Origin of the sequence: Erwinia sp. ErVv1, assembly GCF_900068895.1 — a bacterium.
Taxonomy (GTDB): Bacteria; Pseudomonadota; Gammaproteobacteria; order Enterobacterales; family Enterobacteriaceae; genus Erwinia.
Genome location: NZ_CDPK01000004.1, coordinates 46,870 through 73,554, shown reverse-complemented (window position 1 = coordinate 73,554; position 26,685 = coordinate 46,870). Strand labels below are relative to the sequence as shown.

The following is a 26,685-nucleotide window of genomic DNA, read 5'->3' as shown; positions in this document are numbered from 1 at the left end:
GGATAGTCGGGATTTGTATGGGAACGTTCCCATATCTGTGCAGCATCTCGCAAAATTTCTTATAAGCCTGCCAAAGAGGGACGCTTAACGCGCCGGTAGAGCGGTCAGGGGACGAGTGGGGCAGAAATAAGCCTGGCCGGCAGGGTGATCTGCTGATGCGGCCCGCTGCCCGACAGCTGCGCAATCAGCTGTTTTGCCGCGGCTTCTCCGCTGCTGCTGTAGCCCAGGCTAACAAACAGGGTGGCGGGATAAAGGAAGTGTAAAAGGGGATTGGTGCCGATGCAGCACACCTGTACGGCGTTGGGCTGCACCTGTTGCAGATATTTTTGCACGCCCAGAGTGATGGTATCGGACGCGCAAATCACCGCCTGCGTCTGTGGGGTGAGTACCTGGGGTAACAGGTCGTAACCGCTTTGATAGCCCAAATCACCCAGCGCCAGCGAAGGCAGCAGCTTATGCGCCTGGCACACTGCACGGTAGGCGTCGGACCGCTGTTTGCCGGTGGTGGTGTCCTCGGGCGTCACGCCAATAAAGCTGATATGGCGCAGCTGTCTCTTGATCAGTTCGTCCATCAGCAGAGCCACGGCGCCGGCATCGTCGTAGCAAACGGATGACAGGCCAGGCATTGGGCGGGCCATCATCACCAGCTTGTCCTGCCATGGCGTCAACATTTCACTTCCCAATCCGGTAAAGCCAAACAGCACGACGCCATCAATATTACGCTGCGCCAGCACCTGAAGATGCTCCTCAACCCGGGCCGGGTTGAACTGGCTTTCCAGCACGATAGGGTCGTACCCCTGCTGATAAAACAGCGGTAGCATCGATCTGACCGCCTGATTTTCAGACGGGGAGTCCAGCCTTGAAACGATAATCGCGACGACCTTATCGCTCAGGCTACGCAGCGATCGTGCGGATTTCGACGGATGAAAGTTATGCTGTTCAATCACCTGGAGAATTCTGGCGCGCGTATCAGGATTCACGCCGCTTTCATTATTAATTACGCGGGAAACGGTCGATTTACCGACGCCGCTCAGGCGCGCGATATCTTTTATGGTCAGGCGATTTTGCATAGTGGGCGCTAAAGGGGCGTCGCGACGTGGCGTCAGATATCGTTACGATACCATAAATTAGTTTTGTTACGCTGTTGCAAAAGCAGGCTGCCGTTCTATGATTCGGGGGCAAAATTGCGCTTCAGAGGGATTGTTATGAGATTTAAAGGCCTGACGAAAGGATTTTTTATTGTAATTCTTTTTATTGTGACGGTAGCGTTTCTGGATATCCTGGGGCCTTACTACTCATCCGTATTATGGGCGGCCATTCTGGCGATTATTTTCCATCCGTTGAAAACCCGGTTGCGTAAGCTTATCGGTGAGAAGAATGGGCTGGCCTCATTCTTAACCCTGTTGATTATCTGTTTAATCGTTTTCACCCCGCTGGTAGTTCTCGCGTCCTCCATGGCGATTGAATTCAACGTGGTCTATACCAAACTTCAGCACAACAACACGCAGCTGCCGACCGTTCTTGCGGATATCATGCAGCATCTTCCCGCCTGGGCAGGTAATTTCCTGTCGGAACATCATCTGGATACGGCGGCCAGCATCCAGCAGAAGCTTTCGCAGTTTGCGCTGCAGGGGAGCCAGTATCTGGCGGGAAGCGTTTTCCTGATAGGCAAGAGCACCTTCGGCTTTACGATAGGCTTCGGCATCATGCTCTATCTGCTGTTTTTCCTGCTAAAGGATGGTTCCTATCTGGTGAACCTGATCCTCGAAGCGCTGCCGCTTTCGAAGTATGCGAAGCATCATCTGTTTATGAAATTTGCTGCCGTATCGCGCGCGACGGTAAAGGGTACCGTGGTGGTAGCCGTCGTGCAGGGGGCGCTGGGTGGCCTGGCATTCTACTTTACCGGCATTGAAGGCAGCCTGCTGTGGGGCGCGCTTATTGCGCTGCTTTCACTGATACCGGCCGTGGGTTCAGCAATAATCTGGGTGCCTGCCGCCGTCTATTTCTTTGCCTCCGGCATGCTCTGGCAGGGCCTTTTCCTGGTCGGATTCTTTGTGGTGGTGATTGGGCTGGTTGATAATATTCTTCGCCCGCTGCTGGTCGGCAAGGATACCAAAATGCCGGACTACCTGATTCTGATCGCCACGCTGGGCGGGATGGAAGTTTACGGCATCAATGGCTTCGTCATTGGCCCGCTTATCGCCGCGATGTTTATTGCCTGCTGGAACCTGCTTTCCGGTCGCGATAATCAGGCGAATAGCGATGAGATCGATGAAGATTTCATCGAAGAAGGTCAGAATCACGCCGATGCGGCGGAAGAAGCGAAGTAACGTCCGGATAATGTCGTCGGATGAGCCACTGCCGAATCAACAATCGGCAGTGGCGTATTAAGGCGAGGGTATCGCCAGCTAACGCTTACTTAAGATGTTCCTTAAGCAGTAAACCCGCCTGATCCAGCGCGACCTGAACCTCTGGCACGGTAGCCACGGCGTTCAGCAGGCCGTAATCATGGATCATACCGTTATAGCGAACCTGCACCACATCCACACCGGCAGCATTCAGCTTGCGGGCGTAGGCTTCACCTTCATCGCGTAGAACATCATTTTCAGCCGTCTGAACCAGTGCCGGAGGCAGCCCCTTAAGCTGGTCATCAGAGGCCCGCAGCGGCGAAGCGTAAATCTCTGCGCGCTGGCTGGCGCTGGTGGTGTAGTTATCCCAGAACCATTTCATCATATTGCGGGTCAGGAAGCGGCCTTCAGCGAACTGCTTGTAGGAGGCGGTATCAAATTTAGCATCCGTAACCGGCCAGAACAGCACCTGGTAGCGCAGCTTCGGCGTACCTTTATCTTTAGCCATCAAGCTGACCACCGTCGCCATATTACCGCCAACGCTATTACCGGCAACGGCCAGGCGGCTGCCGTCTACGTCGATATCGGCACCCTGTTCAGCAACCCATTTTGTCGCCGCGTAAGCCTGATTGATGGCAACCGGATAGTGTGCTTCCGGGCTTGGCGTGTAGTTAACGAACACCGCAACGGCACCTGAAGAGACGACCAGATCTCTGACCATACGCTGATGAGTGGGGTAGTCACCCAGCACCCAGCCACCGCCGTGGAAGAACATAAACGCCGGTAGCGTACCTTTAACGTTTTCCGGCCGGACGATGGTTAATTCAAGAGGTTTTCCATCGACCTGAATGGTCTTGTTCGATACCGTCACCCCGGACAAATCCACCTTAACGCCCGACTGTGCGCCGGACAGCACCGCACGTGCATCCTTAGGCGAGAGCTGTTCGATAGGTTTTCCGTTGCCGCTGTTCAGTGCGTTAACAAAGGTCTGGACACCCTTATCCAGATGCGGGTCGGTTTGTGAAGCAGCGTAAGCAGAGCCCATCGAAAGTATTAAACTGCCGCTAAGTAAATAACGAGCCAGTGGTTTCATATTTCATCCTCAGATTATCAAAAAAAATCAATGATTGGCGAAGTGGGTAGCCATTAAAAATAAGTGCCATTTAAGAATAGAAGAAATGAGAAAATATGCCCGTATCGATTAAGATGATGATAAATAGGTTTTTTTATGCAATGGCGATGGGGGTAAGTTGGGTTTTTTGTTGCGGGTCGGGATTATTTGCCCGTGGTTAATTCGAGTTTAGTTTAACTATTAGGGCGGTTTTTGTTCAGGGTTTGCGGGAAAGTCTTTTACCTGCTTCTTGCCCATCAGGTTCTTCGCTGAAACCTGAAGGGCGTTACGCTTAGTGGCATCACCGGCCGGACGATCTCCGCTTAGTTATTGATACCGGTGATCAGCACCCTGGTGGTTTTACAGGCACTGTCCGGGCACACGCCGCTAAACCACAGCTGGCCCCCATCCCCAACCATAACGCCGAGATCCCGGGCGAAGAGATCCTCATATTTCTGGCGGGTTATCGCCCGGGAATAAACCGGCGTGAAAATAACGTCGTAATGCTTTTTAAAATCGCTGGCCGTGCGGATACGCGTTTTCTTACCTTTAACGGAAACGGTAATAGGATAAGACACCATAGAGGCAAGCCTGTCTTTATCCTTATGCGCCACGGATGTCTGCAACCGATCGAAAAAGGCGTGATAAGGCTGATGCGCCCCGAACAGAGAGTCCAGCCGGTGATCCATATCCTCGACCGTTGCTGACATCGCGGTACTGATGCTTAAGGCAGAAATTAGCAAAGTTATAATCTTAGCGTTCATCGAGTTTCTCACTTAAGGACGGGGTGGCAGGTTAAGGTATTATCGCCGTGATGACAGTCAGAAGTGATTGTGCACGTGCGCTGGAGCGGGGTAAAGGCTTTGGTGCGGCCAGGGGACAATGCGGGCGCAGGCGTGATGGAGGATAGGGTGAGGATGATGAGAGCCTGTGAGAGCGGGTTTCATTGGTTGTCAGCATGATCGTTTAGCAGAAAAGCCGCATCTTTCGATGCAGCTTTTTTTATTTCTTATTCTGCTGGTTTGGATTCATTTGTTTTCCTCTATTTCCCTGAGCCTGGTCATGTTGTTTATTTGTCCCGTCAGATCCTTTGTTGGGGTTGGGGATATTGGATGAGTTGTCCTGGGGTTTGATTTTTTTGGTCATAATGAATGGCTCCATGAGTATTATTAAAACCCCAGATTTTCTGGAGTATGTTTAATGCTTGATTTTACAATGCCACATAACGGCGGCTCTGAAAACACCCTGTCCCGATATAAAAAGAGATCTCTGATACAAATCGAAATTTTGCTATATAGCAGGATCACATCATGCATCATTATTGATGAGTCCTTTTCATGGAATTCGCTTAAGAAAACTAAATCTGTACCTGTTGCAGATTTCACCGTTGGTATATTAATTTTTTCAGCAAAATCAGGTGAACGGTTATACGACTAACCTGCACAGGAAAACGGTAAGTTAAGGCGAGACCTTGAATAACCGGCTGTCTACTCAGGCAGTGTAAGCGTCCCGCTAAAATGGTCCATTCACTTTTAGAGAGCTTCCGACATACTGATTACGTCCCCTAAGAAGATCGCTATGCGTAAGATCCGATTCACTGAACACCAGATCATCGCTGTACTGAAATTAGTCGAAGCTGGCAGGATTTTGGGGTAGGGTCAGGCAGCGTGAACCTTATTTTTTCTGCCGGGGTTTTTACGTTCTTATAACGGCGTTAGTTGCAGAGATGGAGCATTGACCACACCAGGCGGGAAGAATAGCCTTAGCGATAAAGGGAATTAATATGAATGATGAAGAGGGCGTATCAATAGCCATTTCACCCGTGCAAATGGCAGCAATATTGCACAGAAAAACGGTGAGTGAAGGCGAGACCTNGGGTTTAGTGGGTGGCGTAGTTGAATCCTTTGGCGCTGGCGCGCTTTGCGTGGTGCCTGAGCCAACAATGCTGTCAAAAGCGGGATGCGTGGTCGTAGGAGCGCACAGCCTTGATACCATCAGGACATCTTTAAACCAGGTGATTAGCGGACGTGAGTCGCAAACCGCGACAGCGCAACTGGCGAAGTTAGCTGCCGAACAGCTTGGAGCCGATAGCGCAACGGCATATAAAGTCGGCGTTACGGTTGACCTGCTGGTTCCGCTTGCGTTTGCCAGCGCCGCAGGTGCGGCACGAGTTGCATCGGTGTATTCAGGTCGGATCAGGCTAGCGGAGCATGAAGGCGGGGCGCTGGGGCATACAATTGCGCGTCACGTCGGCTTGTCTCCAGCGCAGTTAATCGCCCGCTTTTCTGAGCCTCGCTCACCCAAAATGTCCAGCACGTTTAAAAACCTCAAGATGGCCGAGTTAGTCACTTCAGAGGTGCTTTTCTTAAAAAAATCCCAACTCGCTTTTGCGCTGAAGTATTCTCATGCCCGTACAACGCTTGTGTATGCTCACCGATTCTGGTTTCCAATTGGCACCTATGTTGAAAAAGGCAGTACGGTGGTCAAAAAAGCTTATGGGGTTCGCCTGGTAATACGTCCAACGACTTACGCTGGTAAGCTGTATTACATTGTCACTGCATTTCCAACACCTTAAGGAAAAATTATGGATGCCGATATGAGCAAGTCGTGCGAGATGGATAATCTCGTCGTGGCTTATTTTGGACAGGATTGCGACATTTTCGACCCGGAAATGGATTTTGATAATCTACTGAATGAGTATCTGGCAACATCTCATCCTTTCAACCTGCGAATGCTGCTGGCTAACATTCAGGAGTTCGAGCAGAAACCTGACGGGCTGGCGATTTTTTCAGAAAGGTATAAACACGATTTTTGGCCCGACCGCTGGAATATGACCGCCGAACAGTGGATCGGAATAGTCAAAGTAAGGGTGATTGATAACCTGCGTACTAACGGCCACTCCTCTGAGTTGTCCCACTTCTAAAGCGCTTTAGCCCCCTTAGCAAGCCATGCATGCAAATGGTACATGGTTTTGCATGCGTGGATCCCCTGTATGGATCCTTATCAATGCCAGCTCTGGTGCAGTTTAGGTAGGTTCATGCAACTGCATTAAAAGCGGCGTCAAAGCGGGCAGGCGTGGCGGGGATAGCATTGCGCGCTGAGGGGGTAAACATTTATGCGGCAGGCTCCCTTCGGGTAACTGCCGCTCTCACCTGGTCAAAAATTGATAGAGTAATACGTGATGTCTTTGTTGATACCATTTATCAGGGAAACCGGACGGCATCAGACATGGTAAAAATAATGGCGAGTGGTGGCAGTCGTAGTGAAATAATCCAGTACCTGAGTAATGACCCCATCTTTAGTCAAGATAGACGCAGGAATGAAATAAGAATCAGGAGCCTGAGTAAATGATAAAGTATAGTTCTCTTTATATTATTGGTGCAGTGCTGTCAGTTTATGCCATGAATACTTACGCTGATTCTAATCCTGCCAGTATTATCGAAATTAAGGACACTGAAGCCTGTGCGGAAAAGAGTGGTGATAATAATAGTGAATGCCTGAGTTCAGTAAGTAAATTGACAGAAAAAAAAGTAAACACAGCTTATCAGGATAAATTAAAAGAAATATCAAATTATGATTACAGGCAATGGTGGGTGGGAGATAAAGCACAGCGGGAAGAAATGAAGAAAGCTTTCATCAGCAGTCAGGATCTATGGTTGAAGTATCGACAGGACTACTGTAAAGCAGCCAGTGCCGGAGCAGAAGGCAGCGATGGTTATGGAGCAATTGCGTTGAGTTGCCAGATTAACTTGGGAATAAGGCGTATAGAGGAAATCAGGATGGTGCATCCCGATCTCTCTGAAGGTTGACCATTGTTCAACAGCTAATACAGATAACGCCTGCCAAAGCTGCCATTTTTATTCAATTTGTGGCTACTGATGAACGACAGGTTTCCGTGGTGCATGTCGGTATTGCCAATGAGCATCCCGAATGTCCAAAGCCGGGCGGTGTCGGAGGCGGCCTCAGGATGGACATGCCCCTCCGTAACAAGGTTATTGACCAGAACAGGCCAGGAGGCCGTGGCATTGCCGATAAACTCTGCATCAAGTGCCCGCAGTGAGAAGACGCCGATACGACCCATTCCACCAACGCGATCGAATCGGGGGGTCTCAAGAAAGCGCTGGCCACCAAAATCAAATACCTCTACGCCACATGTAAAAAGTGGCATCGGAGATACTGAGTTTGCAGCAGACGTCAGGTACGGACGTCCCCAGCCCGGCCTGCTTCAGGGCAAAGACAATCTGCTCGTCGGTGAATCGTGACTTTTTCATCGGCACCACCTCCGTTCAGGGGAGTGTTTATCATGCCGGAATTCTGTTTCTGAATGGAGCAGGATTTTGGATCAGGGTCAGGCAGCGTGAACCTTATTTACTCTGCCGGGATTTTTACGTTCTTATAACGGCGTTAGTTACAGAGATGGAGTATTGACCACACCAGGCGGCAAGAATAGCCTTAGCGAATATCTTATCTTGTTAAAGGGAATTAATATGAATGATGAAGAGGGCGTATCAATAGCCATTTCACCCGTGCAAATGGCAGCAATATTGCACAGAAAAACGGTGAGTGAAGGCGAGACCTNAAGAGGGCGTATCAATAGCCATTTCACCCGTGCAAATGGCAGCAATATTGCACAGAAAAACGGTGAGTGAAGGCGAGACCTGGAGTAATCGCCTGTGGGACGGTCTGGGTTTAGTGGGTGGCGTAGTTGAATCATTTGGCGCTGGCGCGCTTTGCGTGGTGCCTGAGCCAACAATGCTGTCAAAAGCGGGATGCGTGGTCGTATGGGCGCACAGCCTTGATACCATCAGGACATCTTTAAACCAGGTGATTAGCGGGCGTGAGTCGCAAACCGCGACAGCGCAACTGGCGAAGTTAGCTGCCGAACTTTCATACTTCTAAAGCTCTTTCTTTCCCCTTAGCGAGCCATGGGTAATCCTCCCATTTTTAACGGAGGTGATAAGTAGAATCAGATCGTGCGTTGTCTATGCTGCATCGGCGTGTAGCCATTCTATAAGCGTTTTGTTGAGGGTTACCGGGCTGAATAAAGCGAAGTGTTATATTCTGCTCAGCCGCCCATGATATCAGTATCTTACCGGTATATTCTGGCCCGTTATCGCATCGTTTCGCTGCCGGTTTACCTTTCCATTCAATGAGTTGCTCGAGAGACCTCATCACACGATTTGCAGGCAGAGAAAAATCCACCTCAATGGCCAGGGCCTCACGATTAAAGTCATCGATAACATTCAGTAAACGGACGGAACGGCCATCCGATAGCTGATCATGCATCAAGTCCATCGACCAGCATTCGTTGCTGTTTTCAGGCACAGCCAGCGGTTCAGGTTTATTCCGTTTCAGTCGTTTTTTCGGTTTGATCCGCATGTTCAGCGACAACTCGCAGTAAATCCGGTACACCCTTTTGCCATGGCTTCCTGAATGATTTCGGCTTTGAGTCGTTCTTCGGCATACATCTTTTTGAGACGGCGATTTTCGTCTTCCAGCTCTTTCAGTCGGGCCATCATGGAAGCAACCATACCGCCAAAGCGAGAACGCCACTTGTAGAAACTGGCATTGCTCATGCCATGCTCGCGGCACAGTTCAGCCACTGGCGTTCCGGCTTCGGCCTGCTTCAGGATGGCCATTATCTGGCTGTCGGTAAAACGTGATTTTTTCATAGAAATCTCCCCGGTTCAGATTACGAGAAAACTCTACTTATGAACACACCGGTTTTTTGGGGGGGATTACCAAACCGCGAACAGCTTGACGCGCTGATAGCCCATCTTCAGAAGTACCGGGACAAAATGCCCATGTAGAAGCCGGGCCTGTTTTAAAACGGGCCACTTTGGTTTAAGTTAAAGTCCTGACTAATGGCAAGGAGCAGGTATGGATACGATTGAAGAATTAAACGGAACATATTTCTATAATGGAATGAATGAATTGTCAGCTGGCGAGCTGTTTTTTTGGATATTTATAGAGAAAATTGATGAGCAATACGGTATCCATGATTTAGTTGCTGTCAGCAGCATTATCCTTGGGTTACCATTACTGAAAACTCGCGCAAAGCCAGGTCCGGCAACCAAAGGAACTTCGATAGCCTCCAGAATGTCCCGCCAATACCTGGATATTCATTTGCCGTTCAGGCTCCCCACCATAACAAACAAAAGCATCAAACTTTTGAAACCCATGTATGTGAACAACCTTGGGGCGTTTGTTGGAAGAACGGTGCCCGTAGTCGGCTGGCTGCTACTGGCAAATGATTTTGCACAAATCACATTCAAAACAATGATCACTTATAATCGGATAGCTCGTGGTGGTGATAAAGTATGGTAACTGAAAATGATGTCCTCGCCTTTTTTCAGAATGAGTTGCCAATTTTAGGATGGCTTCCAACTAAAAGTAATGCCGTGGGGATGGATGATATTCTTCAGGAATACACGGAACAGGAAGACCTGTTTCCTGCAATTGAGAAGTTCGGGCATCAGTTCAGCGTCGATCTATCCGTAATGGATGTAAATCAATATTATCCCTGGACGACACCCTGGTTTTTCCGCAAGTGGTTTACCAGTCGACCTCTCAAGCAAGAAAAGAAACCCCTGACGGTCAGAATGTTTACTGAATCAGCAAAAGCGGGCCGCTGGCTTTATGACTGAGCAACCAAATAAATAATTTTGTAAACCCATTGTAAGGTAAAAAAGCCTTTCACAATTTGTCAGAAAAAATATACTGTGTTTATGTACAGTTCTTTGGGGTTGGGAGGGTAAAAATGGCAGACGATTTACAAGAACGGGTGATGATTGAGCGCGTGGAGCTGATAGCGCGCCTGACTACGGAAGGTGTTTGTAAAGAGCGGGACAGAGAGATCGCGCTGAATTTAATCGCCGAAATCGCGGCTAATCACACGTTATCTGACAATCAATTTTCGGTCGCTTTTTCGACTGTCTCGTTTGAAAATTAAGCCTCACTGGTGCCAGAATATTATTAATACCATTTGTTATATTTAATATATATGAAAGAAACAACGATTATCCATGATAAGCTAAGAAGTGCTGCATAGCTCGGGATAAACCGTATAAAGAAATACACGCCTGCCACAATGACTGCGGCAGGTATCAAATAGAAAAATGACTGGATTAACCATAAAATTGCACGCTTCATTTACGTAAAATCTCATACAAAGCATCTGCAATTTTTTCTTCGTTATTATCTCCAGAATTCACCTGGTAAATTATTTCAGACATTTGGGGTTCAATAAGAAAGTAAAGCATTTCAAGGTTTTCTTTGCACAGAGCCTGATAGTATGAAGAATCCTGGAATTTAAGCCTGTTTGCAGCTGATGCGGCTACTTGTGCTTTGGCATAAAGTGTTGTTGCGTTCACAAACCATGTTGAGAAAGAATTAACAAGTTTGATATGGCTTTTTTGGAAGTCGGCGCTGCCAAGCACTAAGTTGGCAATTGTGAAGGATAGAGCCAGCTTACTGGCTTTAGCAGATGCATGCTCTGCCGCTTTGCCTAACAATTTTTGGATATGAGACACAAGATTATTGCTTCTTTCATCTCCAAGTCTTGTAAAGGTTTTACGGAAATAAATTTCGACCATATCCAGAGCGACATCATTTCTTCTATATATCTCACCCAAAGTAAGAACTAACCGTCGGTCCTCTCTCCACGTATCACGGCATGAACTACGATAATATTCATTCGGGACAAGGCATGAACCATAATTGATAAGCCGCTGCCCACCCAGCTTTACCTTTTCAATAGTAGATATATGATCTGCATGGATGTCATTAAGTGAATTTGTTAATGCAATAGCTAATTTCTTGTTGGCCTGCATCTTCAATTGCAAATAGGTTTGTGACATACCTTAAGTCCTTGTTGTATCATCTAACCAATTTTTGATCATGTTCGCCAACAAGGGCAAGAAAGAAGATGGAGAAAGCAAAAAAAACGCTAATTTATGTTCCGGTTGTTATTATTTTCTTTCTAATTATACCGGAGATCATTCTTCGTACATTGACGCCTGAGCAGCTCGCGAGGATGAGTGATTTTACGAGCTTAGGGGGAGTGATAAACCCTTTACTCTCGCTGATAATTTTTCTGGGCCTTTTCTCCGTCGTTTTGGCTGTTCTCACTGTCACCGCTGTGAGCAAAATCTGTCGATCAAGATCACGCTCTGATAGCTAGTGAAGACTGGCATTACCGATAATCAGCTTCATCAAAGCTATGCATGCATTGAGTGCATTATTCTGCATGCATTTCTGCCTCTCATTTTTGATGTTCCCGACTTGTTCTGACGCGGTTTCGATGGCTCGATGCAACTGCATCAAAAACGATGCACAAAGCGGGCAGCCGTGGCGGAGATAGCATTGCGCACTGAGGGGGTAAACATATGTGCGACAGGCAGCGTCAGTGGCACAGAGGCCGGAGGCATAATGAGGGGTGGGTAATCGCGAGCGAAACGGGAGAGGCTCGCAGGATGCGTCTGATTGCGTCTGATGGAGTCTGGCCCTGACGGGAAATGATGTGGTAGTGTTTTAGGCGATAAAGTCACTTACTCAAGGGAATGATATGGATACTACAGAATAGCTGAATGGGACGTACTTCTACAAAGGGATGCATAACCTTACCGCCGAAGAGCTTTTTTTCTGGGTTTTTCTGGAGGAAGCCCAAAAACAGCTTGGGGTTAACGATGTGATAGCGCTTGCTCTTTTCATTCTTGGTCAGCCAATTAAATCTACAAGAGCAAAACCACGTGGGGCAACGAAGGGAACCAGTATCCTTAGTGAAAATCTGCGCCGCTGGATTAATATTGAAACACGCATGCAGTTACCAACCCTGACGAACGGTTCAATCAGAAGAAGAAAATTCAGTTACGTTACTAATTTAGGCGCTTTTGCCGGGCGCTGGATACCTATATTGGGCATCACATTTTTACTTAACGATGTAGCGACTATCGGCTGGAAAGCGACAACAACATATAACCATATTGCGCGCAAAGAGGATAAGTTTTGGAACTGAGCGACGAACTGGCCCGGAAGGTGTTTGGATGGTACGACAATAAATGGAATTTACCGACTCCCTTCAGTAAAAAGCGGCCACTGTCACTTGATACCAGTCTTTCTACCGGCGAATACCCGTGGGCCAGAGAAACCGGCGACGATATTATGAAAGAGTATTTTTCCCGCTTCAATGTTGATGATTCCAGCTTTGATTTCCTGAAATACTGGCCGGTCAGCAAAGGATTTATTCCTAACTTTATTCGACCGCGATCCATGCGTGTGGAAGAAAAGCGCGCTGAACCATTAACTATCGCTATGCTAATTGAATCAGCTAAAGCGGGCCGTTGGCTTTACTGATATGTAACAATGCCTGCGAAAGCAGGCGCAGTATATTCAGTTTATCAACGTCGTTTCCAGTGAACAGGGCCGAAACGCGATCGCCTCTTCCCCCATCCACTCATTAATCTCCTTCAGCCTTTCCTGCAACGGCGTCAGCTCGTTCCGTACAAATACCTGTGACGCCTTCACTGCATCCCCGAACCCGCCAGAGTTGTCCGGGATAATCCCCATCATCTGCGGCGGCACCCGGTGCGCTTAACAGGTCGTCGCGGCTGGCCTTCTTGATGTTAAAGAAATCATCCTTTGTCGTCACCTCGCTAAGCGGCAAAATTTTGATGCCGTCCGTCGCGTACATAAACAGGTGGTGGAAGTTGCCCAGGCCTTTTGTGTCGCGCATTGCCTGTCCGTGCCATCCAGCCGCGCCGCGTTTGCAGCCGCCGCCGTGAAGCAGGCCCAGAGCGAAGCAGGCGCAGCAGCCGGGCTTGACGGGCTGAAAGCGCTGCTGGCTGCATTTGGCCAGAAACGTGATGCCATGCTGACAGAGATTGCCGCAGGGCTGAGCGATCTGCAGGGCAAAAGCGCCCGGGCATGGGTGTTTACCGGCGGCGACGACGTGGTGACCACGCTCACGCAGCTGGAAAAAGATATTCCGCAGCCGTCCGCTGTGTATTCGGTGGCCATGATGCTGGTCGGTGACAATCTTGAAGGAATAAGAGGCATGATCCACGAGTACAAACCCGACGCTGGCGCTTAACGGTGAGGGCATCCCGCTTAAAAATATGCGGGTCACCGTATCAATGACTTTTCAGGACAAAGACCAGTCCGGGCAGACCAGTTCAACGGCTAAAGCAGAGCAGGGCATCAAGGGAAAAGAGCTGAGGATCAGCGGCGAAATCGGGTTCAGTGATATTGCGCTGCTGATACGCATTTTTGAGCTGGCGTCTGCAACTGATGCCAGTGGCCAGCGGCAGAAATACCATGTGGCGCATGAGGTGGCGCGCGCGGTGAGTTTTCGCGAGGCGACTTTTACCGGGAACGTTGACGCCCCGCAGCAGGAAGGGAAAATGTCCTGGCTGATAACGTTCACGCTAACCGAGCATGTAAGCGTTCAGGAAAAGCGCGAAGCACGCGCAAGCGGCAAAACCACGGCCACTAAACAGACCGGCAACGGCAAAGGCGGGCCGCAGGCGAGAGCGAAGAACAAATGACCTGGTTTGAGCGCAAGGTGCTTAAGCCGGTAAACGACGCACTGGAATAGCGATGAAACCTGTAACCCGGCTTTACCTGTCAACTGACGAAGTGCATCTGAGTGATGCCGCTCTGGTGCTGGAGCTTAACAGCTGTGGCCGTGGCTTCATCACGGCAAAGACCAGCACTGATTACACCGGCAAAATGGTCCGCATTGATACCGGCTATCAGCGCCTTTTCATCCGTGAGCTGTGCGGCGTATTTGATCGCGCCTGGCCCTGCGCATTTCAGCACCCGACGCTTCGCCAGATTGCCGCCTGGCTGGAAGAACGCAGCGGCCTGACCGTTACCGTGCCGCAGGCAGATTACAGCGACAGGCCGATCCCGCACTTCACGCACAGCGGCACGGGATTTCAGCTACTGGCCAGTCTGGGGCGCGCCTTCGGGATTGCCGATTACATCTGGTATCAGCTGCCCGATGGCAGCATGTATCTGGGCGGCGCCGAAAAGGCGCTGTTTGCCGGTAAGCCGGTGGACATTCCGCCGGAGTTCAGCCAGTCCACTGCCGGCGGTAATACGATGACCGTGCCGGTGATCCAGTCACTGCGTCCGGGCGTGGAGGTAAACGGCCAGCGCGTGACAAAGGTGCAGCTGAACGGCGACACCATGACAATCACCTGGACGCCGCGAAACCGCACAACAGGCCGACCGCTGCAGAAAACACCTATGCAGCGTCAGGTTGAAAGCCATTACCCGGAGCTGGTCAGTGGCCTGCACCTGCCTAAAATGGCGCGCGTTGTTGCCCCGACCGAGGCGGTTAAAAGCGGAAACTTTGCTGACCCCTTTAGGCCGCGCTATGCCGTTAATCTGCAGTTACTGGATGCTGACGGCAATCCGGACGGCAGTACGCCGGTTTATCCTGCTGTGCCGTTACCCGTACCGATGGCCGGTAATGATTCCGGTATGTTTCAGTTTCCGCCAGAGGGTACGCTCGTTGAGGTCGGTTTTACCGGCGGACGCCCGGACAAGCCGTTTGTGCGCCAGACCATGCCGGGCGGGACGAGCCTGCCGGACGTGAAGCCGGGCGAACAGCTGCAGCAGCAGCGCGCGGAAGTATCACAGCGGGTAACACAGGCGGGAGACTGGGAACGCCAGACCGATCAGGCCATTCGTGAAACGTCCATGAGCCGGGAAGTTAAAGCCGATACGGAAACGCGTGATCTGGTCAGCAGGGAAACGACAGTCAAAGCCACGGACAGGACCACTGTGATCGGAACGGCGTCACTGATGGCCGGAGCAATTCAGCACGTGACGACAGGCAATTACAGCGTGGCCACGCAGCAGAGCCAGCTGATTACAGTGGGCGGCAATGCGGAAACGGACGTCACCGGCAGCGCGGCGATTAAAGTCGGTCAGGCACTGACTGAAAAAATTGGCCAGCTGCGCCAGAGCATTGCCGGAACGCGTCAGGAAATTATCGCGCCGGTGGTGTGGATTGGTTCAGAGAAGATTAACGTGGCCCAGCTGATGCTCGATACCGTAGCGCTTGTGCAGCAGCTGGCTGACCAGCTGGCCAGCCATACACACCCGTCAACCGGCCAGCCCACGAACAGCAGCGCCATCGCACAGAGTGGCCAGCAGGCCGCTGCGCTCAGTACGAAATATTCCCCCGTCATCGGCAAGTAAGCCAGCACACGGACCCGCTATCACAGCGGGTTTTTTATTACCCGTCACCAGAACGCCTCAGACGCACGCTGCGCCACGCAAAGTCGCGGCCATTACGCACGGTTACCACAAACAGATCATCCGCATAGCGTGGCACTGGCTGCGCGTCAGCTCCGGCAAATAATCGTCGCGCAGACAAAATCGGCGCTACACCGCACCCGCCTGCAGGTTTTGGATCATAAAAATTTTTCAGTTTTATTTTTTTTCAAATCCCATCGCCTGACCGCGTCATTGTTGGCGGCTTTGCGGAAAACCAAAACTGAAAAGAACGAAAAGAATTTCAGTGCTTTTCAGTTTTCGAGGATCTAATACATAGCGGTAATTTGTTTAATCAATTGATAATTAATGGGAAATTTTATTTGTGTGATGTGTGAGGATCTAACTGCTTGTAAGTAAGGGATAACTTTAAAAGCCCGCCCACCCAGTTGGTTTGCGGGCTGTGCAGTATTGTAAGATTCGTTGTTGGCTGAAATAATTCAACTAACTATTGGCTAACATTTGAATTAACGCTTCTTAGGAGGTGGAGAAATCTGTTGTGTCTGTTGTGTCTGTTGTGTCTGTTGTGTCTGTTGTGTCTGTTGAGTTTGGCTTGGAGGTTGATACCCTTTATTTTGCTGGTTTGGTCTACTAGCTGGTTGGTTACCCTTATTCACAGGTTGCCAACCGTCGTTTGCAAACCCTGGTTTGCTGACTGGTTTTTCTTCAGGCATCTTTCGTCTCTCTAATGCTGGTTGTAGGTTCTTGCAACTTAATAAACTCAACACTTTCTATTTCATTAGTCAATATGATAATGCCTAATGTATCGGTCAGTTCATGATCGAAGTCGCCATCGTTATCCAAAGCCCAATGTTTTTCTAGGTAGAGTTGTTCTGGTTCAGGCCTACTTGATGCAAAAGAGTTATAGCTATATAAACCGCCATATTTTTTCCCATTTTTGAGTGTTACTAAAACCCAGCAGCATTGGTTCGTTGAGAAAAAATAGTCCCACGCACGTCCCATAGGATGAGGGAGTATCTGCCTAATTAGGTTGCTCTGTCGAATCATCAGCAGCAATATGGGTAAAAAAACGGGAATAATAATTAGAACTAAGAGATAAAAAATATAATACCAGAATGGATGTGAATCGATAATCCTATTTGTTTCAATTAAATAAATGGGTATTAGCAAAAATGAGTAGTTAATGCAACTGTATGAAACTACGTCGATTAATATTTTTGTTGTGTCGTTATCTGCGGTTGGATGAAAAAGCCGATAAACTCTCATGCTGATAAAACCGGGCATAATAAAAAGTACGAATAAAAGTAATTTACCTTTTTCAAGTACGTCCACAGTCTTTCCTTCAGTGTGTGAAAATCATTGAATGGCTAAAAGTAAGGATTATAGCTGTCCATCGTAGGCCCTGACATCAATAACCTGCTTAGTTTTTAGACAATGCGAGTAAGTTTCTGCAGGTGTTGAGACCCCTTTTTACATTTATTGCACTTGGTGAGGGCCATGTAAATTCCTTTTTGCGTGTCTGAGCAGCAATCCATTGCCCAGTCAGGGGATTATAGGGGGACAAAAAGGGGGCGTTGACCGTAATAATAAAAAAGCCACTTAGCGCTTAAGTGGCTTAATTATATGATTTTAAAGATAAAATTTGGTGGCCCCTACTGGACTTGAACCAGTGACCAAGCGATTATGAGTCGCGTGCTCTAACCAACTGAGCTAAGGGGCCGAGGCGCAGGATTATAATGTAACTCAATGCTGCAATCCAGTAGAAAACAATCGCTTGTCGCTTTTTTAGACATAATATTAGTTCTCTAAAAAAGCTTACGGGGCCTCTATCCTTCCACACCCCCCGCCGGGCGCTGTAGTGCGGCCTTTATCAGCCGCTGATATCCGTCGAGATCGCCGTCGCCTTTTGCGCCTCGAGTGTGGTCAGTTTTTGCCGGAGCGCAGCCTGCACCAGCGTAAACGCATCGCTTCCTAAAAGCAGGCGACGAGGAGCAGGGGAGATATCGACAGAGGCAAGCATCTCGCGCACCATTTTTTTTACGTCGCTCCCACCGGGTACGCTGATATTGGATCATCTGGAGCTGATGGCAGAGGCGGCCAGCAAAGGGCTGGGTATTGCTTACGTGCCGGATAGCGTGGCAGAACCCTGGCTTAAGCGAGGTGAACTTTGTGCCGTTCTGACAGAGTGGAGTCCGGTCTGTCCGGGTTTGGCGCTTTACTATCCGGGCCAGCGCCTCTCTTACGCGGTCCCGGAGATCCGGTGTCAGTCATCAGAAGCTATTTCACTGATACAAGCCCGACTCAATATTCATCTGGTACTAACGCTGTGCTAAGGCGTGGATAGTATCCCGAAGCGGAGGCGCTCTTTCCTGTCGGGTCCGCAATGTTCCGGCTAATCCTGGGGTGTTTCGTCATCATTTTGTCATAAAACCCAGGTTAAGCTGCCAGCGGTCTGGGCCAGACATTTATCCGGCAGAAATTGCATTTTAGTGAAGACGCAGCACTGTATTCGTATGGATTTTATCCGCAATGAAAAAATATTTTTTATCTAATCTCATGTTATTTAAGGAAATACAGGCCTTACCATCTTAATAAATGTGAAGCTGATCTAATTTATTTTCATTAATGTGTTGATTTATCTACGCGCGTAGATACAATGAAGGCGTTGTAAAAATTCACGGTGCTTGATGTAAGCCAGCTAAGTGAAGGTCTACATTGTTTCTCGTTAAAAATGATTGGTTAGTTAAAACCAACGGCCGGGAGACAAATGAAAACGATCCCCAACACCAGGGAACCTGTTACTGACCTTTGAACATGGCTCAGCAAAAGAACGTCCTCACTGGCGAATTGCATTCCGAATATCAGAACGGCCAGGGAAGGCGATAATAATCACTCCACACATCAGGGAATTTTTTTCATGTCCACATCGAAGAGCATTCGGCATGATGCTTCTCAGTCTGCCCATTCTGCGGCAGATGAACGACTGACAACCTCCGAAGGGCGCAAGGATTTCTGGCGGGCAACCGTCTCCTGCTGGCTGGGTACGGCAATGGAGTATGCGGATTTCGCACTCTACGGTCTGGCCGCTGGCATTATCTTTGGCGACGTTTTTTTCCCCGAAATCACCCCGCAAATGGCACTCCTTTCAAGTTTCGCAACCTGGTCAGTCGGTTTTATCGCCCGTCCAATCGGTGCGCTATTCTTTGGCTGGCTCGGTGACCGTAAAGGCCGCAAGGTAGTGATGGTCTCCACCATTATTCTGATGGGCGCATCAACCACGCTGATTGGCCTGATCCCCAGCTATGCTTCCATCGGCCTGTGGGCACCGGCCTGCCTGGTATTACTGCGTTTTAGTCAGGGGTTTGGCGCGGGCGCGGAGCTTTCCGGCGGAACGGTGATGCTGGGCGAATACGCGCCCGCGGAAAAGCGGGGCCTGGTCTCCTCAATTATCGCGCTGGGTTCCAACAGCGGAACGCTGGTCGCGTCGCTGGTGTGGCTGCTGGTGGTGCAGATGGATCAGCATGAGCTGCAGGCGTGGGGCTGGCGTATTCCCTTCCTGTGCAGTTCGCTGATTGCTCTGGTTGCGCTGTGGATCCGTCGCCATCTGAAAGAAACGCCGGTTTTTGAACGTAAAAAGGCCGATCTCGCCCTCCAGCGCCACAGTGCGCAGGTAGCCCAGCCGACCGCTGTCGATCACCGTGGCTTCTGGCGGCGCAGCCGCTCGTTCCTGGTGATGCTCGGCCTGCGCATTGGCGAAAATGGTCCGTCTTATCTTGCCCAGGGCTTTATGATTGGCTATGTGGTTAAAGTGCTGGCGGTCGACAAATCCGTCGCCACAACCGCCGTGTTTATTGCCTCTCTGCTTGGCTTCCTGATTATTCCTTTTGCGGGCTGGCTTTCAGACCGCTTTGGTCGCCGCATTACCTATCGCTGGTTCTGCCTGCTGCTGATCCTCTACGCCTTCCCGGCCTTTATGCTGCTGGATTCTCGCGAACCGGTTATTGTCATCAGCACCATCGTGGTCGGGATGGCGCTAGCCTCGCTCGGTATTTTTGGCGTACAGGCGGCCTGGGGAGTAGAGATGTTCGGTGTAAATCACCGCTACACTAAAATGGCGACCGCGAAAGAACTCGGGTCGATCCTGTCCGGAGGAACAGCGCCGCTGGTGGCTGCTGCACTTCTCTCCTGGACCGGGCACTGGTGGCCGATTGCCGTCTATTTTGCGGGTATGGCGTCGATTGGCTTTCTTACCACGTTCGTTGCGCCGGAAACGCGCGGCCGCGATCTTAATGCTCCTGAAGATGCTATCTGATGGAGTGTCGCACCGACCGGCCTGCGGGCCGGTTAGTGATAATTACAGGGCAGCTTTTTGGCAAAGAATACACTCAATCGTGCCACGCGGTCCGATGTGGCGAAGGAGGCTGGCACCTCCGTTGCCGTAGTCAGTTATGTTATCAACAACGGGCCCAGGCCTGTTGCCGCTGCAACTCGCCTGCGTGTTCAGGAGGCGATCAGAAAAACCGGCTACCGACCTAACAGTCTGGCTCGTGCGCTGGCTTCCGGTACGACCAAAACCTATGGTCTGGTGGTGCCAAATATTGCCAATGCGTTTATTGCCTCTTTCGCTCACGCCCTCCAGCAGGAGGCGTTAAGCAACGGTATGGTAATGCTGCTCGGGGATGCAGGCGACAGCCGCATACGCGAGCTGGAACTGATCAATAACCTTCTCAGTCAACAGGTTGACGGGATTTTTTACAACAGCGTCGACCGCCATCCCTATATCGATGTGATTCAGGCCAGCGGTACGCCGTTTGTGATGCTGGATCGCGTTGACCCGGGTCTTAACGTCAATATTCTGCGGGTCGATGAGCAGGCGGCAGCGCATCAGGTGACGGCTCATCTGCTGAGTCACGGTTATCAGGATGTGGGGATCATCTGTGGGCCGCTGGAGATGCTCAATACGCAGGATCGTCTGGCAGGCTGGCGACAGGCGCTGGCCGAATACGGCGTGACTGAACGCCCGGAATGGATTTTTCCGGCGACCTATACCCGTGAGGGCGGCTATCAGGCAGCGCAGCAGATGATGCAGGGAACTGCCCTTCCCCGGGCGATTTTTGCATCGAATGAAACGCAGGCGATTGGCTGTATTCGGGCGCTGGCGGAAAACAATATTCCGGTTCCCTCGCAGGTGGCACTGGTGTGCTTTAACGGCACCGAGCAGTCAGCCTTTCACGTTCCTTCACTGACGACCGTGCGTCAGCCGGTGAGTGAGATGGCGAAAAAGGCGCTGGAAATGCTTGCGGCGTCGGAGGGTAAAGTGCAGCTGAGTGAGTTTTTACATCGGCTTGAAATTGGTGAATCCTGCGGCTGTACGTTCGGCGAAGACCGGCACGGCAGTGCAGATACGATAATAAGAAAATGAAAAGACTGATTATTGATTGTGACCCAGGAAATGGCATCGTCGGTGCCAACGTAGATGACGGGCTGGCCTTAGCGATTGCGCTGGGATCGCCCCACCTCTCGTTAGAATTGATTACCACCGTGGCGGGGAATACGCCCGCTGAGGTGGGGTTTAACGTGGCGAAAGATCTTGTTGAGCGGCTGGGCGTTGCCGTGCCGGTTGTTAAGGGCGCGGTTCAGGCTCTGGCTGAACCCCCGGGGCCGTGGCGGGAAGCGCTGGATACGCGCGTTTATACCAGCAAACTAAGCCATCTCTGGCAGGATGTGCGGCAACCCGCGCATTATGCGCCACCGGAACAGGATGCTGCTGACGCCATTGGCCAGCTGATTTGCGCCAATCCGGGGAAAATCACCCTGGTCGCTATTGGTCCCCTGACCAATGTCGCGCGGGCGCTGACCCGCTACCCGGAGATGGCGGAGGCGGTGCAGGAGATCGCCATTATGGGCGGTGTGTTTGCGCTGGACGACTATATCAAGGACACCAATTTTGGCCTCGATCCTGAAGCCGCACATCAGGTGCTGACCAGCGGAGCCAACATCACGCTGGTGCCAATGGACGTCACGACCCAGACCATGATGACCCACAAGGATCTGGATCGCATTGCGGTCATCAATACGCCACTTGCCCGCTTTGTGACCGAAACCTTCCGTCCGTGGCTGGATTATTCAATTCATACCCGTCATTTGCCGGGCTGCTGGATCCACGACGCGCTGGTGGTTGCCTGGCTGTTAAATCAGCAGGTGGCGACGGCGGCGGACTATTTTGTCGACGTCGAGCTGCGGCCCGGACTGACGCGGGGTAAATCCTGGCGCTATCGCCAGCCGCTGCGGGTCAATGTCGGCATTGATGCGCCAACCGGCGGGCTGGTTCACGTACTGCAAAAAGTGGATAACGCACTGCTGCTGTCGATGATTGAGCGTGCGCTGGCCAGATGAAAAGGGCGGCGACCCTGGCTTCCTGCCTTTCGGGAGGGGCGGGTTCGCCGCCGCATCCCGGCGGCAGCCACGCGCTCTGATGATGCGGTGGCTGATGCTCTCCCTAATCTTCCGTTAACCCTGCGTCTTTACCGCCCGCTGCCAGATAGCAGCATCAATCAGTAACAGTATCACCAGACTTATGCCCATCACCGGCAGGCTTATTGCCAGCGTCAGCCCAATAGCCAGCAGGACGCATTTTGCACTCAGGTTGAGCTGCTGCCAGCAGTAGCGCAGAGTGTCAGCCGGATGCGGCCCCTTTCCGGCCTGCGGACGACGTAGCCACCACAGGCGATAGCCCAGCACAATCATCACACAAAGCCCCAGGCCAAAGGCGGCCAGCAGCAGCTGATTAAGCAGGCCAAACAGCACCCCCATATGCGCATCCACACCCCAGCGCGTCAGCTTTGCCAGTAGTCCAAACCGGGCAAACTCAACCTTATCTACCACCCTGAAGCTATGAGGATCGACGGCAACGCTGTCAACCTGTGTTGGCCAGCTGCGATCGATTTCACTGACCGTCCAGGCTTTATTGATCTCACGGGCCGGACGAACTTCTATTTTGGCCGCGTCAATGCCAGCCGCCCGTGCCGCAGCCACCACCCTGTCAAACTGGGAGGCATTGATCTTCACCGCCAGCGCAGGATCGACAGGCATCGCTGTAATCCGGTGTTCAGCATGAGCGTCTTCAGCCATAGACATTGCATCATGTGCAGGCCCGGCTGCCATCCGATGTTCAGCATGATCGTTTTCAGCGGCGGGCATCTCNCGAAATGGGCGCGCAGGGAGGCGATATTATCACCTGCCCAGCGTGACCAGGTCAGGCCGGTAGCAGAAAAGAACACCAGGCCCAGCAGCAGTATCAGGCCCGATGTGCTATGCCAGTGACGATGACGACGGATCTGTTGCCCGCGCTGACTTTCTCCTCTTTGCAGACGACGAGGCGCGCGCGAGGTGGCCCACAGCAGTACGCCACCGATAGCGGCAACCCAGAGCCAGCTGGCGGCCAGTTCGATGTAGTTACGGCCCACGTCACCCAGCAGCAAGCTCCGGTGCAGATAATCCAGCCAGGTTCTCAGCGGCAGTACCCCGCTGGTGCCGTAAACCTTTAGCATGCCCCGAACCTCAAGCGTGACGGGATCGACAAACACGGCCATGCTCTCGGACGGCCCTGCATCAGCCGTTGCGAACATGATGCGGCTGGTTTCCCCCACCGCCGGTGCCGGGCGGACCGCCAGAATGCGCAGGTGACCGCCGGTAAAGTCCTGCGCCGTACGTATCTGAGCGGACAGCGGTTCAGCGGGCCCGCGTGAGGAGGTATAAAGCTGATGCGCATAGAGCGCATTTTCCAGCTGGGGAGTCAGCACATACAGAGAGCCGGTCAGGGCCGCCATAAAAATAAAGGGACCAATAAACAGGCCAATATAAAAATGCAGGCGACGTAGCAGCGGTAAAACCGCGCTACGGCTCTTTTCGGCGCGCGCAGGCACCGTCAGGTCTATTTTTGACATTATTATTCCATCCACCTGTTGCCAGGTATAAGCAGTAGGCCCGCCGGGTAAGGGCAGGCGCGGTGACTTAGTTATTCGCTCAACAAACGGAGCGATCGCGGCGGGGCGCGTGGATGGAAAAAGGAGGCGGCAGCGCGTGGGAAAATCGGCTGAAATAGCGCGACCGTGGGTGCGCGGGCGGCCTGAAGAGCCGACCACAGCGGAGGTAAACTGGTGAGGTCCAGCGGCAGGTGCGCCAGCAGTACGCAGTAGCCGCAGGCGCTGTCATCCATCAGTCCTCTGGCGTGGTGCGTTTTTTCTCCGGCATTGTGTACCGCTGTGTTATCCCCGTCCATGCCGGGGCAATCGCTGGCAGACATATCGGCCATTGCCTGATGCCGCACGTCGCCTGCTGCCATGTCGGGCATATCCGTCATTGACGCCCTGGCGGACACGTCACGCTCGGGGAGCATCCCCCTTGTCTGTCCGGCAGGAGAACCCGCCAGTGATTTAGAGATCACCGGGGCGATAAACAGCAGCAGTAGCGCAATCAGGGCCAGCCAGGCGGCAAGGCGGCTGGGGGCCTGATGCATCTGAATCAGCGACAAGCCGTTGAGACTCCTGGCAGTAATTAATGCGGTGCAGTGTAGCAAAAAATAATGCTTGTGAGAGTGATTAACATTCTTTCCCTTTCGTGCAGAGCTTCATGGCGGGATGGCCTGTCTGGCCGGGATGGGTGGGGCGATCGGACTTATCAGCACTCCGTAGCCTGTGATCCACTTTATGACGCTAACGGAAACATTTTTTTACATGCAGAAGCGAAGGCTGACAAATGACGCAGATAGTGTGGGTTGTCACATGCTATAAACAAATAGTTAACATCTCACCGGCCCACTACCGGGACGCCAACTGCTGACAGACAGGATACCCCTATGTTCAACTGGACTTCGACCCAGCGCAATGTGGCGTTCGCCAGCTTTGCGAGCTGGACGCTGGATGCGTTCGACTTTTTTATACTGGTCTTCGTACTGAGTGATATTGCTGCAAATTTCCACACCGGTATTCCTACCGTATCCCTTTCCATCATGCTGACGCTGGCGGTGCGGCCCATAGGGGCGCTACTGTTTGGCCGACTGGCGGAAAAATATGGCCGACGGCCCATTTTGATGGTCAATATCGTCATGTTCTCCCTGTTTGAGCTTCTGTCAGCCTGGTCGCCCTCGCTCGGTGCGTTCCTGCTGTTCCGGGTGATTTATGGGGTCGCCATGGGCGGTATCTGGGGCGTTGCTTCATCGCTGGCGATGGAGACCATTCCCGATCGTTCGCGTGGGATGATGTCCGGTATTTTCCAGGCAGGCTACCCCTGCGGTTATCTGCTGGCCTCAGTGGTCTTTGGCCTGTGCTATACGCTGGTTGGCTGGCGGGGAATGTTCCTGATTGGGGCGCTACCGATCCTGCTGCTGCCGTTTATCTATTTTAAAGTGCCGGAATCGCCGGTGTGGCTGGCGGCGAGAGCGCGCAAAGAGAGCGTCGCCCTGCTACCGGTGCTGCGCAGCCACTGGAAGCTGTGTGTCTATCTGGTGCTGCTGATGGCCTGCTTTAACTTTTTCAGCCACGGCACTCAGGATCTTTATCCAACGTTTCTGAAGGTGCAGCATGGCTTTGATCCGCACACCGTCAGTATCATTGCGATTTGCTATAACATCGCCGCCATGATGGGTGGGGTCTTTTTTGGCACGCTGTCGGAAAAAATAGGCCGTAAGAAAGCGATTATGATTGCGGCTTTTCTGGCGCTGCCGGTTCTGCCGCTGTGGGCGTTTTCAACCGGTTCGGTGATGATAGGGCTGGGCGCATTCCTGATGCAGTTTATGGTGCAGGGTGCCTGGGGCGTGGTACCCGGCTGGCTCACCGAGCTGGTGCCGGCCAATACCCGCGCGGTGCTGCCGGGTTTTGTTTACCAGTTGGGGAACCTTGTTGCCTCGGTCAATGCCACGTTGCAGTCATCCGTGGCCGAGGCGCACGGCAATAATTACGGCCTGGCGATGGCTATTGTGGCGGGGATCGTTGCGGTACTGATCTGCATCCTGGTCTCCTTTGGTCGGGAAACGCGCGGCATTGAGATTTCCGCCGCCCCCGATGCACAAACGGATAATCGTTTGAAATAGCTGTTCGCACTGATTCGCTGTTCCAATCAGCGTGAAGGTGAGCGGTTCTGTTTAGTGCTACAGCTGGCTGGCTCCTGTAACGTTTACTGTTGTTACAGGGCCGGGTGCAAAGCCCAGGCCCCGGAGTGGGTATTGACCTTATGGATTAGGCACCTGTGACGTTTACTGTTGTTGCGGGGCCGGGTGCAAAGCCCTGTCACCGGAGTGGATATTGACCTTATGGATTAGGCACCTGTGACGTTTACCGTTTTTGCGGGGGCCGGGTGCAAAGCCCTGTTACCGGAGTGGGTATTGACCTTATGGATTAGGCACCTGTGACATTTACTGTTGTTGCGGGGGCGGGTGCAAAGCCCTGTCACTGGAGTGGGTATTGACCTTATGGATTAGGCACCTGTGACGTTTACTGTTTTTGCGGGGGCCGGGTGCAAAGCCCTGCGGGGACCGTTGGCTGAGCGGACACGCCGCAAGCACGTCCGTGTGGGCTCGGCTCGCGCATCCCTGCGCTCGACGGTCCGCTCAGCCAACGGTCCCCGCCTGGCCTNCGTGTGGGCTCGGCTCGCGCATCCCTGCGCTCGACGGTCCGCTCAGCCAACGGTCCCCGCCTGGCCTCGGGCTTCGTCGTCGCTGCTAAAAACGTTTCCCCGCCGAATTTTGGGCCCCGTAAATATCTTCAACTAATCCCGTTCTGGCCAAAGTGGGCAGCAATATTGCACGCTGCATCTGATGCGGGTTTGACCTTGAGAGCCGTAAAGTCAGTGCCCCTGACGTAGGTTCTTAGATCGCTCCGAGCCAGAATACTGGCAGGCCACTCAGCGGCCAGAAGGCGGTGTTGCGGAGCAGATAAGCCGGGTCTCTGCCGCAGGGATGCGGCAGTGAAGCCCCCAGGGATG

Annotated in this window: 29 protein-coding genes, 1 tRNA gene and 4 pseudogenes; 19 read left to right on the top strand and 15 right to left on the bottom strand. The window is 51.9% G+C overall.

The features are described 5' to 3' along the window. Positions 1 to 104: 104 nt before the first annotated feature. A complete protein-coding gene (gene treR / locus A1830_RS07400) occupies positions 105 to 1,070 on the bottom strand; it encodes a trehalose operon repressor TreR (RefSeq protein ID WP_067703916.1) in 966 nt (321 codons plus the stop codon). Positions 1,071 to 1,205: 135 nt separating this feature from the next. Between treR and A1830_RS07395 the strand changes: the two genes are divergently transcribed. Then, on the top strand, positions 1,206 to 2,330 hold the full coding sequence (locus A1830_RS07395; protein ID WP_067703913.1) for an AI-2E family transporter: 1,125 nt from the start codon (positions 1,206 to 1,208) through the stop codon (positions 2,328 to 2,330). An 85-nt stretch (positions 2,331 to 2,415) separates the two neighbouring features. On the opposite strand, the gene A1830_RS07390 is transcribed toward A1830_RS07395, so the two are convergent. The 3 genes from A1830_RS07390 to A1830_RS22940 form a co-directional block, all read right to left on the bottom strand. Further along, positions 2,416 to 3,393, bottom strand: coding sequence for an alpha/beta hydrolase (locus tag A1830_RS07390; protein ID WP_231877594.1), 978 nt, complete (start codon positions 3,391 to 3,393; stop codon positions 2,416 to 2,418). Positions 3,394 to 3,782: 389 nt separating this feature from the next. Then, on the bottom strand, positions 3,783 to 4,223 hold the full coding sequence (locus A1830_RS07385; protein ID WP_067703905.1) for a hypothetical protein: 441 nt from the start codon (positions 4,221 to 4,223) through the stop codon (positions 3,783 to 3,785). 238 nt (positions 4,224 to 4,461) lie between these two features. Beyond that, positions 4,462 to 4,605, bottom strand: a complete 144-nt coding sequence (locus A1830_RS22940) for a hypothetical protein (RefSeq protein WP_197473298.1) — start codon at positions 4,603 to 4,605, stop codon at positions 4,462 to 4,464. Between the two features lie 54 nt (positions 4,606 to 4,659). Between A1830_RS22940 and A1830_RS22555 the strand changes: the two genes are divergently transcribed. The 4 genes from A1830_RS22555 to A1830_RS07365 all read left to right on the top strand — a co-directional run bounded on the left by A1830_RS22555 (position 4,660) and on the right by A1830_RS07365 (position 7,268). Further along, positions 4,660 to 4,896, top strand: coding sequence for a DUF1493 family protein (locus A1830_RS22555; RefSeq protein ID WP_156484959.1), 237 nt, complete (start codon positions 4,660 to 4,662; stop codon positions 4,894 to 4,896). Positions 4,897 to 5,242: 346 nt separating this feature from the next. Beyond that, a complete protein-coding gene (locus tag A1830_RS07380) occupies positions 5,243 to 6,034 on the top strand; it encodes an RNase A-like domain-containing protein (RefSeq protein WP_067703902.1) in 792 nt (263 codons plus the stop codon). 21 nt (positions 6,035 to 6,055) lie between these two features. After that, complete coding sequence (locus A1830_RS07375; RefSeq protein WP_231877588.1) at positions 6,056 to 6,382, top strand: contact-dependent growth inhibition system immunity protein; 327 nt, start codon at positions 6,056 to 6,058, stop codon at positions 6,380 to 6,382. 424 nt (positions 6,383 to 6,806) lie between these two features. Further along, positions 6,807 to 7,268, top strand: a complete 462-nt coding sequence (locus A1830_RS07365) for a lysozyme inhibitor LprI family protein (protein ID WP_082804117.1) — start codon at positions 6,807 to 6,809, stop codon at positions 7,266 to 7,268. A 59-nt stretch (positions 7,269 to 7,327) separates the two neighbouring features. Here the strand turns inward: A1830_RS07365 and A1830_RS22115 are convergent. Together A1830_RS22115 and A1830_RS21250 are read right to left on the bottom strand one after the other, a co-directional pair. After that, a pseudogene (locus A1830_RS22115) lies at positions 7,328 to 7,603 on the bottom strand (phosphatidylinositol kinase); the annotation flags it as partial. Then, a complete protein-coding gene (locus A1830_RS21250; protein WP_082804116.1) occupies positions 7,593 to 7,730 on the bottom strand; it encodes a transposase in 138 nt (45 codons plus the stop codon). The pseudogene A1830_RS22115 and the gene A1830_RS21250, both read right to left, overlap by 11 nt. Before the next feature lie 343 nt (positions 7,731 to 8,073). On the opposite strand from A1830_RS21250, the pseudogene A1830_RS07355 reads away from it, so the two are divergent. Next, positions 8,074 to 8,343 (top strand): annotated as a pseudogene (locus A1830_RS07355) (hypothetical protein); the annotation flags it as partial. 126 nt (positions 8,344 to 8,469) lie between these two features. Here the strand turns inward: A1830_RS07355 and A1830_RS22110 are convergent. Further along, positions 8,470 to 9,131: pseudogene (locus A1830_RS22110) on the bottom strand (transposase); the annotation flags it as partial. Positions 9,132 to 9,339: 208 nt separating this feature from the next. Between A1830_RS22110 and A1830_RS07340 the strand changes: the two are divergent. From A1830_RS07340 to A1830_RS07330, 3 genes are all read left to right on the top strand, one after another. Further along, positions 9,340 to 9,786, top strand: coding sequence for an STM2901 family protein (locus A1830_RS07340; protein ID WP_067703889.1), 447 nt, complete (start codon positions 9,340 to 9,342; stop codon positions 9,784 to 9,786). Next, positions 9,780 to 10,106 carry a DUF1493 family protein gene (locus A1830_RS07335; protein WP_067703887.1) on the top strand — a complete coding sequence of 109 codons (327 nt, stop codon included), beginning with the start codon at positions 9,780 to 9,782 and terminating at the stop codon, positions 10,104 to 10,106. The genes A1830_RS07340 and A1830_RS07335 overlap by 7 nt, the downstream gene beginning before the upstream one ends. Before the next feature lie 113 nt (positions 10,107 to 10,219). Further along, positions 10,220 to 10,411: a hypothetical protein gene (locus A1830_RS07330; RefSeq protein ID WP_067703886.1), complete on the top strand. Its 192-nt coding sequence runs from the start codon at positions 10,220 to 10,222 to the stop codon at positions 10,409 to 10,411. A gap of 196 nt (positions 10,412 to 10,607) precedes the next feature. Here A1830_RS07330 and A1830_RS07325 read toward each other — a convergent pair whose 3' ends face one another. After that, positions 10,608 to 11,318: a hypothetical protein gene (locus A1830_RS07325; RefSeq protein WP_067703883.1), complete on the bottom strand. Its 711-nt coding sequence runs from the start codon at positions 11,316 to 11,318 to the stop codon at positions 10,608 to 10,610. A 725-nt stretch (positions 11,319 to 12,043) separates the two neighbouring features. Between A1830_RS07325 and A1830_RS07315 the strand changes: the two genes are divergently transcribed. Together A1830_RS07315 and A1830_RS07310 are read left to right on the top strand one after the other, a co-directional pair. Then, positions 12,044 to 12,475, top strand: a complete 432-nt coding sequence (locus A1830_RS07315) for an STM2901 family protein (RefSeq protein ID WP_369815698.1) — start codon at positions 12,044 to 12,046, stop codon at positions 12,473 to 12,475. Beyond that, positions 12,466 to 12,813, top strand: a complete 348-nt coding sequence (locus A1830_RS07310; protein WP_067703879.1) for a DUF1493 family protein — start codon at positions 12,466 to 12,468, stop codon at positions 12,811 to 12,813. The genes A1830_RS07315 and A1830_RS07310 overlap by 10 nt, the downstream gene beginning before the upstream one ends. Before the next feature lie 103 nt (positions 12,814 to 12,916). On the opposite strand, the gene A1830_RS07305 is transcribed toward A1830_RS07310, so the two are convergent. Then, entirely contained in the window at positions 12,917 to 13,192 is a 276-nt protein-coding gene (locus A1830_RS07305; protein WP_067703875.1) for a hypothetical protein, read from the bottom strand. A 9-nt stretch (positions 13,193 to 13,201) separates the two neighbouring features. Here A1830_RS07305 and A1830_RS22930 point away from each other — a divergent pair, with 9 nt between their 5' ends. The 3 genes and pseudogenes from A1830_RS22930 to A1830_RS07290 all read left to right on the top strand — a co-directional run bounded on the left by A1830_RS22930 (position 13,202) and on the right by A1830_RS07290 (position 15,669). Further along, complete coding sequence (locus A1830_RS22930; protein WP_067703872.1) at positions 13,202 to 13,549, top strand: hypothetical protein; 348 nt, start codon at positions 13,202 to 13,204, stop codon at positions 13,547 to 13,549. Between the two features lie 25 nt (positions 13,550 to 13,574). Beyond that, positions 13,575 to 14,053: pseudogene (locus A1830_RS07295) on the top strand (hypothetical protein). A gap of 2 nt (positions 14,054 to 14,055) precedes the next feature. Continuing rightward, positions 14,056 to 15,669: a hypothetical protein gene (locus tag A1830_RS07290; protein WP_067703869.1), complete on the top strand. Its 1,614-nt coding sequence runs from the start codon at positions 14,056 to 14,058 to the stop codon at positions 15,667 to 15,669. 741 nt (positions 15,670 to 16,410) lie between these two features. Here the strand turns inward: A1830_RS07290 and A1830_RS07280 are convergent. The 3 genes from A1830_RS07280 to A1830_RS21245 form a co-directional block, all read right to left on the bottom strand. Beyond that, entirely contained in the window at positions 16,411 to 17,037 is a 627-nt protein-coding gene (locus A1830_RS07280; protein WP_067703866.1) for a DUF6338 family protein, read from the bottom strand. A 311-nt stretch (positions 17,038 to 17,348) separates the two neighbouring features. Beyond that, a tRNA-Ile gene (locus A1830_RS07275) sits at positions 17,349 to 17,425 on the bottom strand. Positions 17,426 to 17,575: 150 nt separating this feature from the next. Further along, positions 17,576 to 17,725, bottom strand: coding sequence for a hypothetical protein (locus A1830_RS21245; RefSeq protein WP_197473297.1), 150 nt, complete (start codon positions 17,723 to 17,725; stop codon positions 17,576 to 17,578). Between the two features lie 46 nt (positions 17,726 to 17,771). Here A1830_RS21245 and A1830_RS07270 point away from each other — a divergent pair, with 46 nt between their 5' ends. From A1830_RS07270 to A1830_RS07255, 4 genes are all read left to right on the top strand, one after another. Next, positions 17,772 to 18,038, top strand: coding sequence for a LysR substrate-binding domain-containing protein (locus tag A1830_RS07270; RefSeq protein ID WP_067703863.1), 267 nt, complete (start codon positions 17,772 to 17,774; stop codon positions 18,036 to 18,038). A gap of 584 nt (positions 18,039 to 18,622) precedes the next feature. Continuing rightward, positions 18,623 to 20,017, top strand: coding sequence for an MFS transporter (locus A1830_RS07265; protein WP_067703861.1), 1,395 nt, complete (start codon positions 18,623 to 18,625; stop codon positions 20,015 to 20,017). 57 nt (positions 20,018 to 20,074) lie between these two features. Further along, positions 20,075 to 21,127 carry a LacI family DNA-binding transcriptional regulator gene (locus A1830_RS07260; protein ID WP_067703858.1) on the top strand — a complete coding sequence of 351 codons (1,053 nt, stop codon included), beginning with the start codon at positions 20,075 to 20,077 and terminating at the stop codon, positions 21,125 to 21,127. After that, on the top strand, positions 21,124 to 22,101 hold the full coding sequence (locus tag A1830_RS07255; protein WP_067703854.1) for a nucleoside hydrolase: 978 nt from the start codon (positions 21,124 to 21,126) through the stop codon (positions 22,099 to 22,101). The genes A1830_RS07260 and A1830_RS07255 overlap by 4 nt, the downstream gene beginning before the upstream one ends. 114 nt (positions 22,102 to 22,215) lie before the next feature. Here A1830_RS07255 and A1830_RS23910 read toward each other — a convergent pair whose 3' ends face one another. The 3 genes from A1830_RS23910 to A1830_RS07245 all read right to left on the bottom strand — a co-directional run bounded on the left by A1830_RS23910 (position 22,216) and on the right by A1830_RS07245 (position 24,238). Next, entirely contained in the window at positions 22,216 to 22,797 is a 582-nt protein-coding gene (locus tag A1830_RS23910; RefSeq protein WP_369815694.1) for a PepSY domain-containing protein, read from the bottom strand. Next, positions 22,770 to 23,651, bottom strand: a complete 882-nt coding sequence (locus tag A1830_RS23905) for a PepSY-associated TM helix domain-containing protein (RefSeq protein ID WP_369815693.1) — start codon at positions 23,649 to 23,651, stop codon at positions 22,770 to 22,772. Before A1830_RS23905 ends, A1830_RS23910 begins: the two co-directional genes overlap by 28 nt. 71 nt (positions 23,652 to 23,722) lie before the next feature. Continuing rightward, positions 23,723 to 24,238, bottom strand: a complete 516-nt coding sequence (locus A1830_RS07245; RefSeq protein WP_231877586.1) for a DUF2946 domain-containing protein — start codon at positions 24,236 to 24,238, stop codon at positions 23,723 to 23,725. 324 nt (positions 24,239 to 24,562) lie between these two features. Here A1830_RS07245 and A1830_RS07240 point away from each other — a divergent pair, with 324 nt between their 5' ends. After that, a complete protein-coding gene (locus A1830_RS07240) occupies positions 24,563 to 25,795 on the top strand; it encodes an MFS transporter (RefSeq protein WP_067703851.1) in 1,233 nt (410 codons plus the stop codon). Positions 25,796 to 26,685 lie beyond the last annotated feature (890 nt).

Bases quoted from the DNA above. Each gene is read 5' to 3' on its own strand.
- treR (WP_067703916.1), bottom strand. From the start codon at position 1,070: ATGCAAAATCGCCTGACCATAAAAGATATCGCGCGCCTGAGCGGCGTC.
- A1830_RS07395 (WP_067703913.1), top strand. From the start codon at position 1,206: ATGAGATTTAAAGGCCTGACGAAAGGATTTTTTATTGTAATTCTTTTT.
- A1830_RS07390 (WP_231877594.1), bottom strand. From the start codon at position 3,393: ATGGGCTCTGCTTACGCTGCTTCACAAACCGACCCGCATCTGGATAAG.
- A1830_RS07385 (WP_067703905.1), bottom strand. From the start codon at position 4,223: ATGAACGCTAAGATTATAACTTTGCTAATTTCTGCCTTAAGCATCAGT.
- A1830_RS22940 (WP_197473298.1), bottom strand. From the start codon at position 4,605: ATGACCAAAAAAATCAAACCCCAGGACAACTCATCCAATATCCCCAAC.
- A1830_RS22555 (WP_156484959.1), top strand. From the start codon at position 4,660: ATGCTTGATTTTACAATGCCACATAACGGCGGCTCTGAAAACACCCTG.
- A1830_RS07375 (WP_231877588.1), top strand. From the start codon at position 6,056: ATGAGCAAGTCGTGCGAGATGGATAATCTCGTCGTGGCTTATTTTGGA.
- A1830_RS07365 (WP_082804117.1), top strand. From the start codon at position 6,807: ATGATAAAGTATAGTTCTCTTTATATTATTGGTGCAGTGCTGTCAGTT.
- A1830_RS21250 (WP_082804116.1), bottom strand. From the start codon at position 7,730: ATGAAAAAGTCACGATTCACCGACGAGCAGATTGTCTTTGCCCTGAAG.
- A1830_RS07340 (WP_067703889.1), top strand. From the start codon at position 9,340: ATGGATACGATTGAAGAATTAAACGGAACATATTTCTATAATGGAATG.
- A1830_RS07335 (WP_067703887.1), top strand. From the start codon at position 9,780: ATGGTAACTGAAAATGATGTCCTCGCCTTTTTTCAGAATGAGTTGCCA.
- A1830_RS07330 (WP_067703886.1), top strand. From the start codon at position 10,220: ATGGCAGACGATTTACAAGAACGGGTGATGATTGAGCGCGTGGAGCTG.
- A1830_RS07325 (WP_067703883.1), bottom strand. From the start codon at position 11,318: ATGTCACAAACCTATTTGCAATTGAAGATGCAGGCCAACAAGAAATTA.
- A1830_RS07305 (WP_067703875.1), bottom strand. From the start codon at position 13,192: ATGCGCGACACAAAAGGCCTGGGCAACTTCCACCACCTGTTTATGTAC.
- A1830_RS07290 (WP_067703869.1), top strand. From the start codon at position 14,056: ATGAAACCTGTAACCCGGCTTTACCTGTCAACTGACGAAGTGCATCTG.
- A1830_RS21245 (WP_197473297.1), bottom strand. From the start codon at position 17,725: ATGCTTGCCTCTGTCGATATCTCCCCTGCTCCTCGTCGCCTGCTTTTA.
- A1830_RS07265 (WP_067703861.1), top strand. From the start codon at position 18,623: ATGTCCACATCGAAGAGCATTCGGCATGATGCTTCTCAGTCTGCCCAT.
- A1830_RS07255 (WP_067703854.1), top strand. From the start codon at position 21,124: ATGAAAAGACTGATTATTGATTGTGACCCAGGAAATGGCATCGTCGGT.
- A1830_RS23910 (WP_369815694.1), bottom strand. From the start codon at position 22,797: ATGCCTGTCGATCCTGCGCTGGCGGTGAAGATCAATGCCTCCCAGTTT.
- A1830_RS07240 (WP_067703851.1), top strand. From the start codon at position 24,563: ATGTTCAACTGGACTTCGACCCAGCGCAATGTGGCGTTCGCCAGCTTT.